Below are 16242 nucleotides of genomic sequence, written 5' to 3'. Positions count from 1 at the left end.
CTCCGCGCCGACGTCAGATCAAGTGAAAAGGAACCAACCGGAAAGGAGTGCAGAGCCGAGCGGGCGCTGCGGAGCGGCCATCGCGGGGCGACGATACGTCGCCGAAGCGACCGCATGACTTCATACCTCGAATTGTAGCCGCCCGTGCCACCTTTGCAAGCGCTTTCATTTCATTTTTTTCCGGACTTTCTGACTTTGGGCCGAATACGGTTTCGACGTCCCTCGGACACGCCGTCTTCGCGGTGGCCATGCTCCGGCGTCTCACTTGTCGGACCATGACAACATGGCGGGTATGCGGTGCTCGAGCGAGCGTGAAAGTTGGAACCTCGGCATGACTTTGCACTGGCACGCCGCACCGCCGCTGGTTTTTGCGAAGACGAAAAAGGGGCGCCTGCTGATTGCAGGCGCCCCTTCGCGGTCGTGGAACCCGTTGCCGACACATCGATCGACGCTGCCCCCGCATCGTCGAGTCGACTAGCCCCTGCGACGCAGGGCGATCAAACCAAGCAACCCCGCGCCCACGAGGACCATGCTGGCCGGTTCAGGAACCGCGGTCAACACGAAGTCGTCGACGACGAACGCCTGACCGCCGCCGGCGGGATTGCCGTAGCCGTCGATCAACGACGCGCGAGCCCGCACGGAAACCGTTCCCGCCGGAGCAAGCGCCGCGGCCGTGAACTGCTTGTACCCGAACGGCGCCCCGACGGTCGAACCAAGCCCTTCGGCGATCAGATCGCGAACGTCGCCGCCGATCACCGAGTTGCCGGCGTCAAGAAATTCGACAGCCAACTCGGCCTTGGTCGCCGTGCCGGCAATGAATCCCGAGAAATTCGCCTCAGCGCCGGCCCAGCCCGTGAGAACGTAGCGGAGCCCCGCCGTCCCGGCCACGTCTTGCCGCAGGTGAACCGTCAGCAAATCGCCCGTCGACAGAGTGCCGGCAAACGGCTTGAAGAACACGCCGAAGTCACCGGGATTGGTATCGGGCGTAGGCGCCGGCCCGGCCCAAGGCTCCGAAGAAAGCCCATCGATAAACGGCCCGCTGTTCGTCTTGGAGCCGTCGTTGACCCAATTCGCCGGATGCGGGAGCGAAAAGCCCGGCGACACTTCCACAAGCACCGTGGCGTCGAACGTTCCGTTGGTCAACAGCGCATGTGCGCTGCTCGAAGCCCCGATCAAGATCATCAATGCTGAAAACCAAGTCACGACACGTTTCATTAGTACACCTCGCAGACGAAAAACTAGAACCAAACTCAAATCAAGAAAGCAACGTGCCCCGGAACGCCTGCCGCTCTGTTACGCAGTTGGTCGGATCTGTCGCGAACGTCGATCACACGTGCCGCATTTCGTGACGTCGGCACGGCCATGGTCGCCCACGGTCGAACGTGTTCCCCGCTGGGGAATCGGAGCAAGTCGCCATCGCTGGCCTCGCCTCCTCAAAAAAACAGGCGGCTTGCCGAAGGACAAGAAAAGTCAGTTGAAACGTTTCAAAACGACAATGAAAGCGCTTGCAACAAACTGAGGTTAACCGCCCCAAACCGCAAAGTCAAGCATTTCCTAAGAAATCGCCCGTTGAAGCTGGCGCCAATTGCCAATCGAGCGAATGACCGGAAATCTGGGGGCTAACTGAAGCTGCACCGGCTGATCAGACAAGCAGCCGCCCCCCCGGCGAGCAGCAGCAACCATCCTCCCGGCTCTGGCGCCGCTTCCACTGCTCCCCCTCCCGAAAAGCCTCGCTGCCAACGGAGAAAATCGGCCCCGTCGATCCGCGTGTCGCCGTTCGCATCGCCTTGCGAGGGCAGCCCCCCGACCAGTTTGCCGTAGCCAGTTTGCCAAATCGCCAAATCGGCGGCGTCGGCGACGCCGTTGCCGTCCATGTCGCCGTCGACGAAGACCGTATCCAATTGGGCGGAGATCTCAGGCAAGTTGGCAAAAAACCGGCTGCCGCTGTCAGGGCCGTCGAGATACTCCAGCAAAGCCATCGTGGAGAGAACCATGTTCCAGTTGTCCTGAAACGCCGGCACGTTAGTCGGCCCGGCGGCGCCGGTCGTCCAGCGGGCTGAGTCGGCCAATCCCAAGGGTCCGTTGAGCAGTTCATTGCCCATGAACGCGCGGAGCGCCTCCTCGGCGCCGTCGGCCCCGGCTAACAGCGCCAGCGATACGCTCCATGGCATCAGCAAATCCGGTTGGCCGAAGTCGTTGTACAAGCTGAACTGCTGATAGCCCCCGGAGCCGACGAACCCCAGGCCGGCATCGGGCTGGAACAGTCCGTCCCGACCCAGTTGTTCGAGCTTGGCCGCCGTCTCGCGCTGATAGCGGACGAAGTTCACCCACGGATTCGTCGCCAGCGTGCGATTGGGGAAGTTGTCGACGCCCCGATCCGAGGTGTCGACGAACAGGTTCACCAGCGCCTGTTCGAAGGGGGCGCGATACATGGTCGAACTGTGCACGAGATGCGCGTCGGCCACGTTCACCAGAAAGGCTCGCACCCGACCCGTGTCGCTGTTCCAGCGGTCGGCCAGCGGCACGTGGTGATCGTCCGACGCCGCAGCGGCCAGCGAAATCACCTTCCCCTCGTTCGTGTAGCCGTTGTACGTGGCGCCGGTGAACCCCGTGGTCGGGCGATAGGCGAGATCGAACCCTCCCGGGCGCACGAAGGCGTCGAATTGAAATCGATTCTGCACCGCATCGAGCGCCGCGGCGAGGCTCGGCGACGTCGTGGGGAGCGTCTTGTACCGGTGAAGCGCCAGCGCGATGAACGACGCGTCGATGCTCGACTCCTCGTTGTCGCCTCCCGGCAGGCCGGCGGCGGCGGGGTTGATGAAACGGCTCGGCAAGTAGGTCGTCAGGTTGAGATTCGTCTGCAGCGACGCGGCGATCTGCCCGGCCGCGACGTCGGCGTCGGCCTGCGAAACCCACCCCCGCCGCACCGCCGAGGGGAGCATCCACAGCACGCCGGCGGTCGTGTTCATGGCCGCGGCGCCGGCGTCGTCGGACGTGTTGTAGATCAGGCCCGTCGAGCGATTGCGAGCGGTCCACAGGCCGCTGAACTGCCGCTCGGCGAGCCGCTCGGCCAAGGCCGTAACGGGGGCGGTCTGCGAATCGAGGACGGGGCCGACTTCGTGGAACTTGAAGTCGTCGAGAAAGATCGATCCCGACGCGGCGCCCGTTTGGGGACTCACCACGAAGCTGTTGATGTAGGTTCGCGACAGGTCGGGGGTCCCGTCGATCGTCCACCCGGCAAGCCCTCCGGCGAGCGACGCTTCGATCTTCGTCCATCCGGCCCCGGCGGGGATCGAGAATGTGCGTTGCGCGCGGTGACTGTTGCTGTCGCGATAGTCTTTGATCTCGTAGACGAGATTCAGCGCGGCGCCGGTGTCGTTGCGAACATGGGCTTCGAACCGCTCGTAGCGCGTCATGTCGCGCGTCTGGCGGAGCGCGGAGCCGGCGATTTCGCCGGCGAAGGTTTGGAAGAACCCGAAGCCCCCCGAGGCGATCGTGCCGAGATCGGCGCGAACGGAAGCAACCCCGCTCCGTGCGACAGTCGGATCGCGGGCCACGCCGACGATATTGCCCGGGGAAAATCCGCCCCCCCAGGAATTGAGGAACTGCGAAGCGCCGACGACGCCGGTCCGTTCGCCGTCGAACAGCGACACCAGCCCGACGTCGGCGCCGTTGCCGCGCCGCCCGACGCACGCGACGCTGACAACGGCGATGATCGCGGCGACCCGTCGCAAGATCGCTCCTGCGGTCATGGCGTCTCCCCAAGTGCGGCTGCCGCAGGGCGTGCCTTGGCGGAGGCGGAGGCTTCGATCTGCCCGCGGTACCACCACGCGCTGGTCTTGGGCGTACGGCGACCCGTCGTCGGATCGACGTGGACCATGCCGAAGCGTTTGCCGTAACCGTGCGCCCATTCAAAGTTGTCCAACAGCGACCACAGGAAATACCCGCGCAGGTCGACCCCCGTGGCCAGCGCCTCGGCTGCAGCGGCCAAGTGGGCGCGGAGGTAGTCGATGCGCGGACCGTCCGCTACCGTGCCGTCGACCACGGGGGGATCAATCAGCGCAACGCCGTTCTCGGTGATCGCCAGCGGCATGTCGCCGTAGCGATCGCGGACCCAGACGAGGATTTCCCGGAGTCCGTCGGGATAAATCTCCCATCCCATCTCGGAGTAAGGCCGCCCGAGTTGCCGCACGATCTTCATGCCGAACGGCGTCGCCGCGGGATCGGCTTCGACGACCTCGCGGAGGTAATAATTCACCCCGACGAAGTCGACCGGCCGACTCGCCGCAGCCAAGTCGGCTGCGGAGAGGGGCCGCCAAGCGTCTCCGTACAGCGTCGCCATCTCTTCAGGATGGCTGCCCAAGAGGATGGGATCAAGGAATTGGCGATTGATATACGCATGGGCCAGCCGCGCCGCGTGCTCGTCGGCCGGCGAATCGCTTGCCGGGTGCTGGGGGGTCAGATTGACGACGATCCCCGCGCTGGGGACGCCGCGACTCCGCAACGCGGCCAAGCCTGCCGCGTGGGCGCGGATCAGATTGTTGGCCGCTTGGCAGGCGTCGTGCCGACTGCGCCGCCCTGGGGCGTGCTCGCCGACGAGGTAGCCGCAATGGGCCGACACCCACGGCTCGTTGAGCGTCGCCCAACTGGCGACTCGATCTCCCAGCCGATCGGCGACGACGGTCGCATACTCGGCGAACCACTCCGCCGAGTCAGGATTGAGCCACCCGCCGCGGGCGTCGAGCGCCGCGGGCAGATCCCAGTGATAGAGCGTGACGTAGGGGGCGATGCCGCGGTCGACCAACTCGTCGACCAGCCGATCGTAGAAGTCAAGTCCGGCACCGTTCACTCGGCCGGTCCCCGCGGGGAGGACGCGGCTCCAGGCGACGCTGAACCGATAGGCCTGCAGTCCCAGTTCGCTCATCAAGGCGACGTCTTCGCGCCACCGCCGGTAGTGGTCGCACGCCACGTCGCCGTTGTCGTTCGCCGCGATATTGCCGGGAGAGCGAGCGAACTCGTCCCAAATGCTCAGCCCTGCGCCGTCCGCGTCGGGGGAGCCTTCGATCTGGTAGGCCGACGTCGCCGCGCCCCACACGAAGTCGGCGGGAAACCTCGGTACGGGCGGCGGCAGTTTGCTCGCGTCCGGCCGATTCACAACACGATCCTCGCTTCGTGGCGACGACCGTCGCGCGCCAGCGGCACGCGCGCCGCGCCTTCGACCACGGCGACCGGTTGGCCGTCGAGCGAAGCCGCGGTCACGCCGCGCCCCCGACCCAAGGGGTTCTCGATCGTGATCGCGTACTCGGTCCCCTGGCGGTCGGGCCGATAGAAGAGTCGGCACCTCGGCCAATCGGCGGCGATCGACGGGTTGAGCACGAGCTCGTTGCCGCCGTTGATCGACAGCCCCAGGATCGATTCGACGGCGACGCGGAACATCCACCCCGCGCTGCCGGTGTACCAGGTCCAGCCGGCCCGGCCTTCGTGCGGCGGTTGACCGTACACGTCGGCCGCCGCCACGTACGGCTCGGCCTGATAGCGCGCGACCTGCTCGGGCGAGTCGCCGTGGCGGATCGGGGTGAGCATCTCCAGCAGTTCGACCGCCTGCGTGCCGCGTCCCGCTTCGGCCAGGGCTCGCAGATACCACAACACGCCGTGGGTGTACTGCCCGCCGTTTTCGCGGACCCCCGGGACGTAACCCTGAATGTACCCCGGGTCGTTCGGCGAGCGATCGAACGGCGGATCGAGCAGTTTGACCATCCCCAGGTCGCGTCGCACGAGCCGCTCGTCGACGGCGTCGAGGGCAGCGGCGGCGCGGTCCGCCGGGGCGACCCCCGAGAGGACGGCCCAGGCTTGCGCGAGGGCGTCGATTTGACACTCGACCGAATCGATCGAACCGACCGGAGTGCCATCGTCGAAATACGCCCGGCGATACCACTGGCCGTCCCACCCGGCGTCGTTGAGCGCAGCCGTCAGGTTGCGGCGGTGCTGCTCGTAGCTGGCGACTCGCTCGTCATCCCCGCGCCGCCGGCAAACCGGGATCATCCGATCGAGCACGTAGCAGAGGAAAAAACCCATCCACACGCTCTCGCCGCGGCCGTGACCGATGCGATTCATGCCGTCGTTCCAGTCGCCGCACCCCATGAGGGGCAAACCGCGGTCGCCGACGGCGAGCGAGCGGTCGACGGCCCGGCAACAATGGTCGTAGATCGACCCGGCGACTCCCGCCGGCTCAGGGAGGATGAATCGCTCGTCCTCTCCGGGATCGAGCTGCGGGCCGCGAAGGAACGGGGCCTCGTAATCCCACAACGCTTCGTCGCCGGTCGTAGCGCAGTACTCGGCGGCGATCATCGGCAGCCACAGCAAATCGTCGGCGAACCTCGTGCGGAGGCCTCGGCTCAGCGGGGGATGCCACCAGTGGAGTACGTCCCCCTCGACGAACTGGTGCGAGGCGTGCCGCACGATCTGATCGCGGGTCAACTCCGGCCAGTGGTAAACGTACGCCGCCGCGTCCTGCAGCTGATCGCGGAATCCGTACGCCCCGCCAGCCTGGTAATACGCGCTGCGGGCCCAAATCCGGCAACTTAGGTTCTGGTAAGGGAGCCAGCCGTTGACCATCAGGTTCACCGGCTGCGACGGGGTCTCGATCTCAATCGCCGACAGAATGCCACGCCATTTGTCGCGCGCGGCCGCCAAGGCCGCTTCGACCGAGGCGGGCGATCGGTACTGGTCGATCAGTTTCCGAGCTTCCGCTTGGCTGTCGGCTTCGCCAACGAGGAGGACCGCCTCAGTCTCGGCGCCGGGGGCCAGCTCGAGCTCGGCCTGCAACGCGGCGCATGCGGGACCGCCGCTCGCCGGACGGCCGACGAGCCGCCGACCGCGGCACACGGCCCGCGGCGCCGCGAGATCTCCCAACGGCCCGAGGAAGTCTCGCGGATCGCAGCACCAGCAGATTGGCTCTTCGACATCTGCGCCCAGGATCGCTGCGAACGCGATTCGCCCGGCCAGCTCGCGACGCGGATTCTTCGCGAAGATCGCCTGCGAGTCTTCGTCGAACCAAGCGACGACCCCCGCGGCGGATTCGTGCGTGCCGTTCCCCAGCGCCAGATCGGCGTAGCTCATCACGTCGAGCCGGCGGGTCTCGGATCCCCGATTGGAAAGCGACATGCGCGTGATCTTCACCGCCCCGCGCGGAGGCATAAAGGCGACGACGCGCTGCTCCAATTGCTCGGCGACTTGGCGGTACTCGCTGGCCCCGAAGCCGTGCCGTATCTCGCATTCGACGCCCGCCCCGGCCGGCCCGGGGAGCGGACTCCAATAACGCCGCGAATCGCGGTCGCGAAGATAGATCGCCTCGCTGTGGGGATCAAGCACCGGGTCGTTATGCCAGGGGGTCAACCGATTCTCGCGGCTGTTGGCGGTCCAAGCGTAACCGGCGCCGGTCTCGGTGGCGATGAAACCCCCGTCCTCGTTGGCGACAATGTTCACCCATGGTTGCGGCGGCAACGCAAGCGCGCCGTCCTCGTCGGGGCGAAGGCGGATCACGTACTCCGAACCGTCGGCGGAGAATCCGCCCAGACCGTTGGCAAACTGCAATGGCTCGGCGGCGTCCCCCCCTGGGTCGCGAGCGCTCCCTCGCGCCGACCGCGCAGTCGCCCGCACGAACGGCTGGCCGGAGAACTCGGTGTGAGGCGGGTCGACGCGCAGCATCTCCTCCGCGACGAGGGAATCGAGTTCGATCGCCGCAGTCGCGGAAGACTGGCTTACTGGCACGTCGCCGTTCAAGGCGGAGGTCGACGCGTCGCGCGGCTCGAATGCGCGGCGCAACGCGGACCGGTCGCACGCGGCAATGTCGCTGTGCAGCGAGTCCACGTCAGCGCGGGCGGCGGTGACAAGCGAGATGGAAGCGCTTTCACCTCCAGGCAAGAAAAAAGCGACTCGCCAACTCGCAATTGGGTCGAGCACCGGGCCGCATCGGCCTGCGGAGGAAAGCGTTCCGCGTAAAGCCAGCGGCTGGCGCACAGAACCGCCGCGGCCCACAAACGCGGTCCGCGAGGTTTCAAACGTCGGCTGGCCGAGCAGCTCGCCCGCCAAGTCGGCGATCCAGTGCGCCCCGGCCAACAGCGGCTGCTCGGGAGAACGCCGGCGACGGCGGGCGAAGATTGCGCGGGCCTCGCAATCGATCGACGTTTCCACGAACAACTTCGAGAACGCCGGATGCGACGCGTCCGCTGCGGCCTCCTGAAGGACCCACTCCAAGTACGAGGTCAGTTCGATGCGGCGCGGCCCTTCGCCCAGGTTCCACACCGTGCAGCGCCGGACTTCAACGTCGGCCTCGGCGATGGCGATCTCCAACAGCGAGGCGATCCCTCCGTCGATGCGGTGGATGGTCGCCACGTTGCCGCGCGTTTCCGCGGCGTAGTGATCGGGGACGGCGCCCGTCGGCTGCCAGCCGGCGGACCACAGTCCCCCGGAATCGAGATCGCGAAGATAGTGGAAGGCGCCCAGCGATTGACGCAACATGTCGCCGTCCCAACGGGTGACGGCTAGGCCGTCGTAAGTCAGCCCGCCGGCGCCGGCGGCGGTGACCAGCGACCGCAGCGTACGCCCGCGCAGCGTCGCGGCGCCCTCGTCGGGAGGCCGGACGGTCGCGGGCGTCTGGGCGACGCCGAACCGGGTCGGGGGTTGTGTCTGCTCCATCGCGTGAGGTCGTCCTGAATCGTTGCGGCTCGGCGACCGCGGGGTCGCCGACGCCATGAGTGTCGCGGCTGGCGTTAACCTTTGACGCTTCCCATCATAATCCCGCCAATGAGTTGTCGCTGTAGCGCCGCAAATAAAACCAGGGCCGGCAGCATTGTCACCACCGAGCCCGCCATCATGAGTTCCGCATCCTGGACATGCTCCCCTGACAGGATCGCCAGGGCGACCGGCAAGGTGTAGGAATCGTTCCCCGTGAGCACCGCCAGCGGCCACATGAAGTCGTTCCACGCGGCCAGAAAGGTGAATATCCCCAGCGTGGCCAGCACCGGCCGCAGCAGGGGGAGGACCACCGAGAGGTAGATTCGCAGCTCCCCTGCCCCGTCGACCCGGGCGGCGTCGAGCAGACTGTCGGGAATCGACGTCGCGTACTGCCGAACCAGAAAAACTCCGTAAATCGTGGCCATCGAAGGGATGACGACCGCCCAGTAGGTGTTGATGACCCCCATGTGCTTCAGCAGCAAAAACAGCGGCAGCATGGCCGCCTGGATCGGGACGACGAGCCCGGCCAACAGCAGTTTGAACACCCGGTCGCGACCTCGGAATCGCAGCTTGGCGAACGCATAGCCGGCCATCGAGTTCAACAGCAACGCGCTGGCCGTGATCGCCAGCGACACAGCGACGCTGTTGGCAAAATATCGCCCCATGTTCAGCCGACTGAACAGTTGCCGGTAGTTGTCGAGCGTAAACTCCCGCGGCCACAGGGGGGGCGGGTACTGCTGGGCCGATCCGGCCGGCATCACCGAGGCCGCTACGGTCCACGCCAGGGGCGCCATGACCGACAGGGCCAACACGATCAACAGGCCGTTCAGAGCCATGGAGGCGACGATGCGGTTCATGCAAGCGCCCTCCGCTGGAGGGACATCTGCACTGCGGCTGCGGCCAGCGTGATGGCGAACAACACCAAGGCCGCCGCCGAAGCCGCTCCCAGGCGCCACCAACGGAAGCCCTCCTCGTACATCAGCATGACGAGGCTGTAGGTGCTGCCCTCCGGCCCGCCGCGAGTCATCACATACGGCTCGGCGAAGAGCTGAAAGCAGCCGATCATCGTCGTGACCCCCACGAACAGAAACGTGGGCGCCAAGGCCGGCAGCGTGACGTAGACAAACCGCCGGGCGGGCGTGGCGCCATCGAGCGCCGCGGCCTCGTAGAGCTCGGTCGGGATGCTCTGCAATCCCGCCATGAAGATGACCATGTTGTAGCCGAAGTTCTTCCAGACGGCCATCACGATGATTGCCGGCATCGCCCACCGCGGATCGCCGAGCCAGTCGATCGGGTCGACCCCGAGCGACTCGAGCGCGTGATTGATCAGCCCGTACTTGCCGTGGTACAGATAGCGCCACACGATCGAGGTCGCCACAAGGGTCGTCACGACCGGGGCGAAAAAGACGACCCGCAACAGCCCCTTCCAACGGGCGAGCTTGGCCTCCAGCAGCAAGGCGGCTCCCAGCGAGACGAGCACCGACAGCGGCCCCCCGACGAGCACGAAGTAACATGTGTTCTTCAGGGCCTGCCAGAAGACGCCGCTCTGCTCGCCGACCAGCAGCCGGCTGAAGTTCTGCCCGCCGGAGAACCTCAGGTTCCGCCAGTCGGCCAGGGCGTAGATGTCGAAGTCGGTCACGCTGAGGACGAACGACGCCGCGATCGGCCCCAGGAAAAACGCCCCCACGATCACCAGCGCCGGGGCGACGAACCACCACCCGGCGGCAATTCCGAGGAACCGCCCCGAACTGCCGGCCGGGCCCGGTTGCGCGCCAAACGTTCGGTTCGTCGCCTGCGAGAGTGACGCGGGGATCGCCATCGGTCAGTCCGCCTCCGCAATTCGGGGCGAGTGACGGGCAAGCATCCACCGGCGCTTCTCGAGGATCGAATCGACCTGCCGATCGAGTCGCGCAAGCGCCGCGGCGGTCGTAGCGCGGCCGTTGATCGCCGCCTCGGCGGCGGGCCAAACGCGCATCGCGATCTGCTCCCACTCAGGCACCCGCGGCAGCGCGACCACGTTGTCCAACTGCCGGCGAAAGGCCGCCAGATGTTCGTCCTGCGCAAGGCGCGGGTCCTGCCAAGCGGCGCGACGGGTCGGCAAGTTGCCCGACGCGGCGAAGAACGCCGCTTGTTGCTCGGGGCACGCGAGGTATTCGACCAGCCGCCAAGCCGCGTCTTTCCGCGGCGACGCAGCGAACAGCACCAAGCTGCAGCCCCCCGCCATCGAGGCGCCGGGGAACTGGTCGTCGGGCCCGGGCAGGGGCGCCGTGGTCCATTTGCCGTTCATCGCGGGGCCGAGCCGCTTGCGAAATTCGGCGACGTTCCACGGCCCCGTAACGTAGAACACGAACGCCCCGCGCTCGAACTCCTGCCACACGTTGGCGATCCGCGTGTTGGGGGTCTTGGGAGCAAGCCCCTCGGCGAAGATCGAGGCGTAGAACTCGAACGCCCGAGCGAACTCCGGCTGTTCGAACCCGCCATAGCGGCCCCCGTCGCGCAGCATCGTCGAGCCGGCTTGCAGCCCCAGAATCACCGGCTGTTCCCACTCATTCGTCGGCAGCAGCATGGCGTGGTCGTCAGCGCCCTGCCGCGTTTGGACGGCCCGGGCCATTGCGAGCCACTCGTCCCAACTCTGCGGGGGCTCGGCGAACCCGGCAGCTGCCAGCAGATCAGTGCGATAAAACAGCACCCGCGTATCGACGTACCAGGGGACGCCGTACAGTCGCTCGCCCGCCGCGTCGTCGCCGACGACGTTGCCTTCCCACACGCCGGGGAAGAAAGCCTGCGGGTCGACAGGTCGATCCGCGCCGACGCGGTCGGAAAGATCCTCCAGCGCCCCGAGCGCCGCAAACTCCGCGATCCAGGTGTTTCCCAATTGGCAGACGTCGGGAAGGGCGTCGCCGGCGAACGCGGTCAGCAGCTTCTCGTGAGCTGCGGTCCAGGGGATCTGCTGGATCCGAACTTCCGTCCCCGGGTGGAGCCGCTCGAACTCCCGCACCAACGGGGCGACGACCTCTCCTTCTGAGCCGATCGCCCAGAACTCGATCCGCTCGGCCCGCTGGTCCCCGCGGCTGCAGCCGAGCGCGAGGCTCAGAGCGAGCCACGCCGCGGCAAACTTCGGTGAGACGACGGGACCAGCCATAGCCAACGGCAAGACAAGCAAAGGAGGCCCCGACGCCGCCGGGCGCGGGGGGGGGGATGATGACTTCGGTCGGCGCCAGCGCCGCGCACGCCCGGCCGTTCAGGCCTCCGGGGCGCCGCAGGATTCGCGGACGACCAACTCGGACTGCAGGGTCAAACGGGCCACCGGTCGCTTGGGGTCGGTGATCCGTTGGAACAACAAGTCAATCGCGGCAGCGCCCATGCTCGACATGGGGACCCGCACCGTAGTGAGCCGAGGCCGGGTCATGGCCGCAATTCGCGTGTCGTCGAAGCCGACGACAGGCAGATCGTCGGGGACCGACAAGCCCGCGTCGATTGCCGCGTCGATGATCCCCGCGGCCATTTCGTCGTTGGCGGCAAAGACGCTCGCCCGACGATGCGACCACTCGCGCACCTTGCGCTGGCCGAGTTCGAACGCGGTGTCGTACAAGTAATCAAGGTGGAAGATATCGCCGGGCTCGAGCGCAACCCCCGCTTCGCGAGTCACCTCCTGAGCCGCGGCGAGACGTTCCATCGTGTCGAAGTTCGTAGGCAATCCGCCGACGAACACGACCCGGCGGGCGCCGCGGCGCTCGACAAGGTGGCGAATCAGCGCGACCGCCCCCATGCGTTGATCGATGACGACGCTGTCGTGCTTGACCCCCAGCACCTCGCCGTCGAGGACGACCAGCGGCCCCTTCACCCCCGACAGCGTAGCCCGGGTGCGGGCGTCGACCTCCGAGACCATGACCGCCACCCCGTCGATGAGGGCTTGGTCGGCCACAGTGGCCATCAGTTCGCTGCCGTCGTCGTCGGCCGCGACCGAGGAAATCATCAGCTTGTAGCCCAATTCCCGGGCCCGAACATTGGCGCCGCGAATGATCTCGGAATAGAACTCGCCGTGCAGATCGGGCAGCACGAGCCCCAAGACGTGGCTACGGCGCAACATCAACCCGCGGGCGAACACGTTGGGCTGATAGCCCAACTCGGTGATCGCCTCCTCGACCCGTTTGCGAGTCGTCTCGTTGACGATGTTGCGGCGGTTGAGAACGCGCGAAACCGTGCTGATCGACACGCTGGCGCGTTTGGCGACGTCTTGAATCGAGACAGGCATACGGTACCTGGGCGGGGGAGACGAGTGCGTCGAAGACGCAGGCACATCGGGCGCCTCGCCCCCGAAATTCGCCCGGGGGGCCCGCCGGGATTTCGGGGCGGTTGTTGACAGCGCTTTCAGACAAGGATAGCCTGAGAAACTCACCCTTGTCAACGACTTCTCCTCCGTCGGTCCGACATGATTTTCAACCGTTTTCAGCGGCCGGACGCCCTGGGCATGGCGGCGATAGCCGCCCTGGTCGTCACAGCCGGCGCTTCCCGGCTTGCCGCTGCCGACAAACCCGCCGGCCAGCCCGCCGATATCCTCCGCTCCCCGGAGACCGAAGCGGCCCGCTCTTACAAGTTCGCTCCCGCCGACGAGATCTTGCTCGAAGAGATTCAACGAGGCTGTTTCAACTACCTATGGAACGAAGTCGGTCAACCGGCCGGACTGGCCAAGGATCGATGCCTGACCGCGCTGGCGAGCACCGCGGGAGTCGGGTTCCAGCTTTCCGCCCTGCCGATCGGGGTCGAGCGGGGATGGATCTCGCGTGAGGAGGGCGCCAGCCGGGCGGAGTCGATTCTGCGATCCCTCATCGAGCGGACCGACAACAAGCACGACGGGGTCTATCTCCACTTCGTCAACTCCACGGACGGGGGGCAACCCCCGGGGGACGTTGTCGATCAGGCGAGCACCGTCGACCACGCCCTTCTGCTGGCCGGGGCCTTGCCTGCGGCCGTTTACTTCGGGGGGGAGGTCGCCCGGCTGGCGGACCTGATGGCCGCCGACACGAACTGGCGATCCTACCGCAACTCGCCCAAGGACTTGATCTCGTTCGGGTGGCGCCCCGCGGACAATCGCACGATGGACGGCCCCGGCGAGTACCGTGAGTGGGACTGGCACATCGCCAGCGACGAGGAGTTCCTCGTCTACTTCCTGGCCGTCGGCGCCCCGCGGGAGGACTACTCCGTCAACCCGCGCGACTACTATCGGCTCGAACGAACTGTGAAGAGCCACGGCGACATGCCCCCGTACGTTGTTTCCTGGAACGGGGCGCTGTTCACGTACTTCTTCGCCCACTCGTGGATCGACTACGGTCGCTTCGAGGCGGACGAGCCCGCGCGGTTCGACGTCGAGGCCCCCAGGGTCGATTGGTTCGAGAATTCGCGTCGCGCGATGCTCACCCACCGCTGGAGGTGCATTGAGGCAGGGGGGAGCTTTCCCACCTTAGCCGGGGACCGCTGGGGGCTAAGCCCGAGCAGCGGGCGAAACGCCGACGGTCGCGACTCGTACCTGGTGCCCGACGTCCAGCCTAACCTGAGCAACAGCGACAACTTCTGCGGCGGGACCGTGGCGCCCTACGCGGCCGGTTCGGCCATTGTGTTCACCCCCCGCGAGAGCATGGACGCACTCCGCTCGATGCGTCATCTTCGGGGGAAGGACGGCGAGTTGCTCGCGTGGCGCGACCCCGCCGCAGGAGGGTTCGGCTTCGCCGACAGCTTGAACATCGAGCAGCAACACGCCAGCGACGACAACATCGCCATCGACGTCGGGCCAATGATCGTCGCGATCGAGAACGCTCGGACGGGGCTGGTGTGGAAACTGTTCATGGAGCACCCTGTGGCCCGCCGCGCGGTCGAGAAGCTCGGCTGGGAACTGCGGGCTGACGAGCAGTAGTCGTCCCGACGAACGGCCGCCCGGAATGAGCCGCAGGCGTGTGGCTTCGTCCCCTTGAACCGACGTTCCTTTGGCCCAGGAGTCATCATGCGTCTTGCAATCATGGCGGCGGTCGCGCTCGTCGCCGCGGCGGCGAGCGACGTGCAAGCGGCACGGCCGAACATTCTGTACATCATGTCCGACGACCACGCCTATCAGGCCGTGGGGGCGTACGGATCGATCCTGAACGAGACGCCGAACATCGATCGGATCGCGGCCGCGGGGGTGCGGTTCGACCGCTGCTATGTGACGGACTCGATCTGCGGGCCCAGCCGGGCCTGTCTGCTGACCGGCAAGTACGGCGTTCACAACGGGGTCCGCGACAACTACACGGCGTTCGACGGATCGCAAGTCACCTTCCCCAAGCTGCTTCAGCAGGCTGGCTATCAGACCGCCCTGATCGGCAAGTGGCACCTCAAGAGCGACCCGACGGGGTTCGATCACTGGGACATTCTGCCCGGACAGGGAAAGTACTATCGACCCGACTTCATCAGCCCGGCGGGCCAGCGGGCCGAGCCGGGGTACGTGACCGAGATCACGACCCGGCTCGCCGTGGAGTGGCTCAAGAAGGGCCGCGACCGCGACCGGCCGTTCTGCCTGTTGGTGCATCACAAGGCGCCCCACCGGCCGTGGAATCCCGGGACGGCCCACCTGGGCGAAACGGCCGCGACGGAATTTCCCGAGGCCGCGACCCTGCTCGACGACTACGCGACCCGCAGCGCAGCCGCCCGTACCGCTGAAATGCGGATCTCGCAGATGACGCTGTCAACCGACCTGAAGGTCTGGACCCCCGACGACAACAACCGCGCGTGGCTCTACGGCCACATGACGCCGCAGGAACGAGCCGCGTGGGAGCGGACGATCGATCCGCGCTACAAGGAGTTCCAGCGACTCAATCTGGCCGGAGACGCTCGCACGCGGTGGATGTATCAACACTACCTGCAGGATTATCTGGAATGCATCGCAAGCGTCGACGACAGCGTCGGCGAACTGCTCGACTGCCTGGATGAGGCAGGATTGGCCGAGGATACGATCGTCGTCTACACCAGCGACCAGGGGTTCTACCTCGGCGAACACGGCTGGTTCGACAAACGGTTCATGTACGAACAGTCGCTGCGGACGCCGCTGGTGGTTCGTTGGCCAGGGGTGGCGGAACCGGGACGAGTCGAGGGGCGGATCGCGTCGAACGTCGACTTCGCACCGACGTTTCTCGACGCGGCCGGAGCGGCGATCCCCGCTGCGATGCAGGGCCGCAGCCTCCGCTCGCTGGCGGCAGGAAGCGAGGCCCCCGGCTGGCGAACCTCGTTCTACTACAACTATCACGAGGGCCCGACGCGCGATCACGCGGTCGAGCGTCACGAAGGAGTGACGACCGGACGACACAAGTTGATCCGCTTCACCGAAATCGACGCTTGGGAATTGTACGACCTCGAGGCCGATCCCGAGGAAGTGCGCAACCGTTACGACGACCCCGCGCTGGAGTTGATCCAGTCCGAACTCACGGCGGAACTCAGGCGGCTCAAAGCGGAGCTGTCCATTCGCGATTGAAGGGGCGC

10 protein-coding genes are annotated in these 16242 nt (G+C 66.5%); 2 read left to right on the top strand and 8 right to left on the bottom strand.

Annotated elements, in window-relative coordinates:
• Positions 1-474: 474 nt before the first annotated feature.
• The 8 genes from KF688_00690 to KF688_00655 form a co-directional block, all read right to left on the bottom strand.
• Positions 475-1215: a PEP-CTERM sorting domain-containing protein gene (locus tag KF688_00690; protein ID MBX3424168.1), complete on the bottom strand. Its 741-nt coding sequence runs from the start codon at positions 1213-1215 to the stop codon at positions 475-477.
• 404 nt (positions 1216-1619) lie between these two features.
• Positions 1620-3752, bottom strand: coding sequence for a hypothetical protein (locus tag KF688_00685; GenBank protein ID MBX3424167.1), 2133 nt, complete (start codon positions 3750-3752; stop codon positions 1620-1622).
• Entirely contained in the window at positions 3749-5155 is a 1407-nt protein-coding gene (locus KF688_00680) for a beta-glucosidase (protein ID MBX3424166.1), read from the bottom strand. Before KF688_00680 ends, KF688_00685 begins: the two co-directional genes overlap by 4 nt.
• Positions 5152-8697 (bottom strand): hypothetical protein, encoded by a 3546-nt coding sequence (locus KF688_00675; protein ID MBX3424165.1) that lies wholly within the window; start codon positions 8695-8697, stop codon positions 5152-5154. The genes KF688_00680 and KF688_00675 overlap by 4 nt, the downstream gene beginning before the upstream one ends.
• 74 nt (positions 8698-8771) lie before the next feature.
• Positions 8772-9593, bottom strand: a complete 822-nt coding sequence (locus KF688_00670) for a carbohydrate ABC transporter permease (GenBank protein MBX3424164.1) — start codon at positions 9591-9593, stop codon at positions 8772-8774.
• Positions 9590-10555 carry a sugar ABC transporter permease gene (locus tag KF688_00665; protein MBX3424163.1) on the bottom strand — a complete coding sequence of 322 codons (966 nt, stop codon included), beginning with the start codon at positions 10553-10555 and terminating at the stop codon, positions 9590-9592. Before KF688_00665 ends, KF688_00670 begins: the two co-directional genes overlap by 4 nt.
• A 3-nt stretch (positions 10556-10558) precedes the next feature.
• Positions 10559-11878, bottom strand: coding sequence for a sugar ABC transporter substrate-binding protein (locus tag KF688_00660; GenBank protein MBX3424162.1), 1320 nt, complete (start codon positions 11876-11878; stop codon positions 10559-10561).
• 99 nt (positions 11879-11977) lie between these two features.
• Positions 11978-12991, bottom strand: a complete 1014-nt coding sequence (locus KF688_00655) for a LacI family DNA-binding transcriptional regulator (protein MBX3424161.1) — start codon at positions 12989-12991, stop codon at positions 11978-11980.
• A gap of 177 nt (positions 12992-13168) precedes the next feature.
• On the opposite strand from KF688_00655, the gene KF688_00650 reads away from it, so the two are divergent.
• Together KF688_00650 and KF688_00645 are read left to right on the top strand one after the other, a co-directional pair.
• Positions 13169-14647, top strand: coding sequence for a hypothetical protein (locus tag KF688_00650; GenBank protein MBX3424160.1), 1479 nt, complete (start codon positions 13169-13171; stop codon positions 14645-14647).
• Between the two features lie 102 nt (positions 14648-14749).
• Complete coding sequence (locus KF688_00645) at positions 14750-16234, top strand: sulfatase (protein MBX3424159.1); 1485 nt, start codon at positions 14750-14752, stop codon at positions 16232-16234.
• Positions 16235-16242: the final 8 nt, after the last annotated feature.

The organism is Pirellulales bacterium (assembly GCA_019636345.1).
GTDB lineage: Bacteria > Planctomycetota > Planctomycetia > Pirellulales > Lacipirellulaceae.
Note: the sequence above shows the minus strand (reverse complement) of the source record. Positions and strands in the feature narration are given on the sequence as shown.

Coding starts and splice junctions, on each gene's coding strand:
- KF688_00690 (MBX3424168.1), bottom strand. CDS start 1,215: ATGAAACGTGTCGTGACTTGGTTTTCAGCATTGATGATCTTGATCGGG.
- KF688_00685 (MBX3424167.1), bottom strand. CDS start 3,752: ATGACCGCAGGAGCGATCTTGCGACGGGTCGCCGCGATCATCGCCGTT.
- KF688_00675 (MBX3424165.1), bottom strand. CDS start 8,697: ATGGAGCAGACACAACCCCCGACCCGGTTCGGCGTCGCCCAGACGCCC.
- KF688_00670 (MBX3424164.1), bottom strand. CDS start 9,593: ATGAACCGCATCGTCGCCTCCATGGCTCTGAACGGCCTGTTGATCGTG.
- KF688_00665 (MBX3424163.1), bottom strand. CDS start 10,555: ATGGCGATCCCCGCGTCACTCTCGCAGGCGACGAACCGAACGTTTGGC.
- KF688_00660 (MBX3424162.1), bottom strand. CDS start 11,878: ATGGCTGGTCCCGTCGTCTCACCGAAGTTTGCCGCGGCGTGGCTCGCT.
- KF688_00655 (MBX3424161.1), bottom strand. CDS start 12,991: ATGCCTGTCTCGATTCAAGACGTCGCCAAACGCGCCAGCGTGTCGATC.
- KF688_00650 (MBX3424160.1), top strand. CDS start 13,169: ATGATTTTCAACCGTTTTCAGCGGCCGGACGCCCTGGGCATGGCGGCG.
- KF688_00645 (MBX3424159.1), top strand. CDS start 14,750: ATGGCGGCGGTCGCGCTCGTCGCCGCGGCGGCGAGCGACGTGCAAGCG.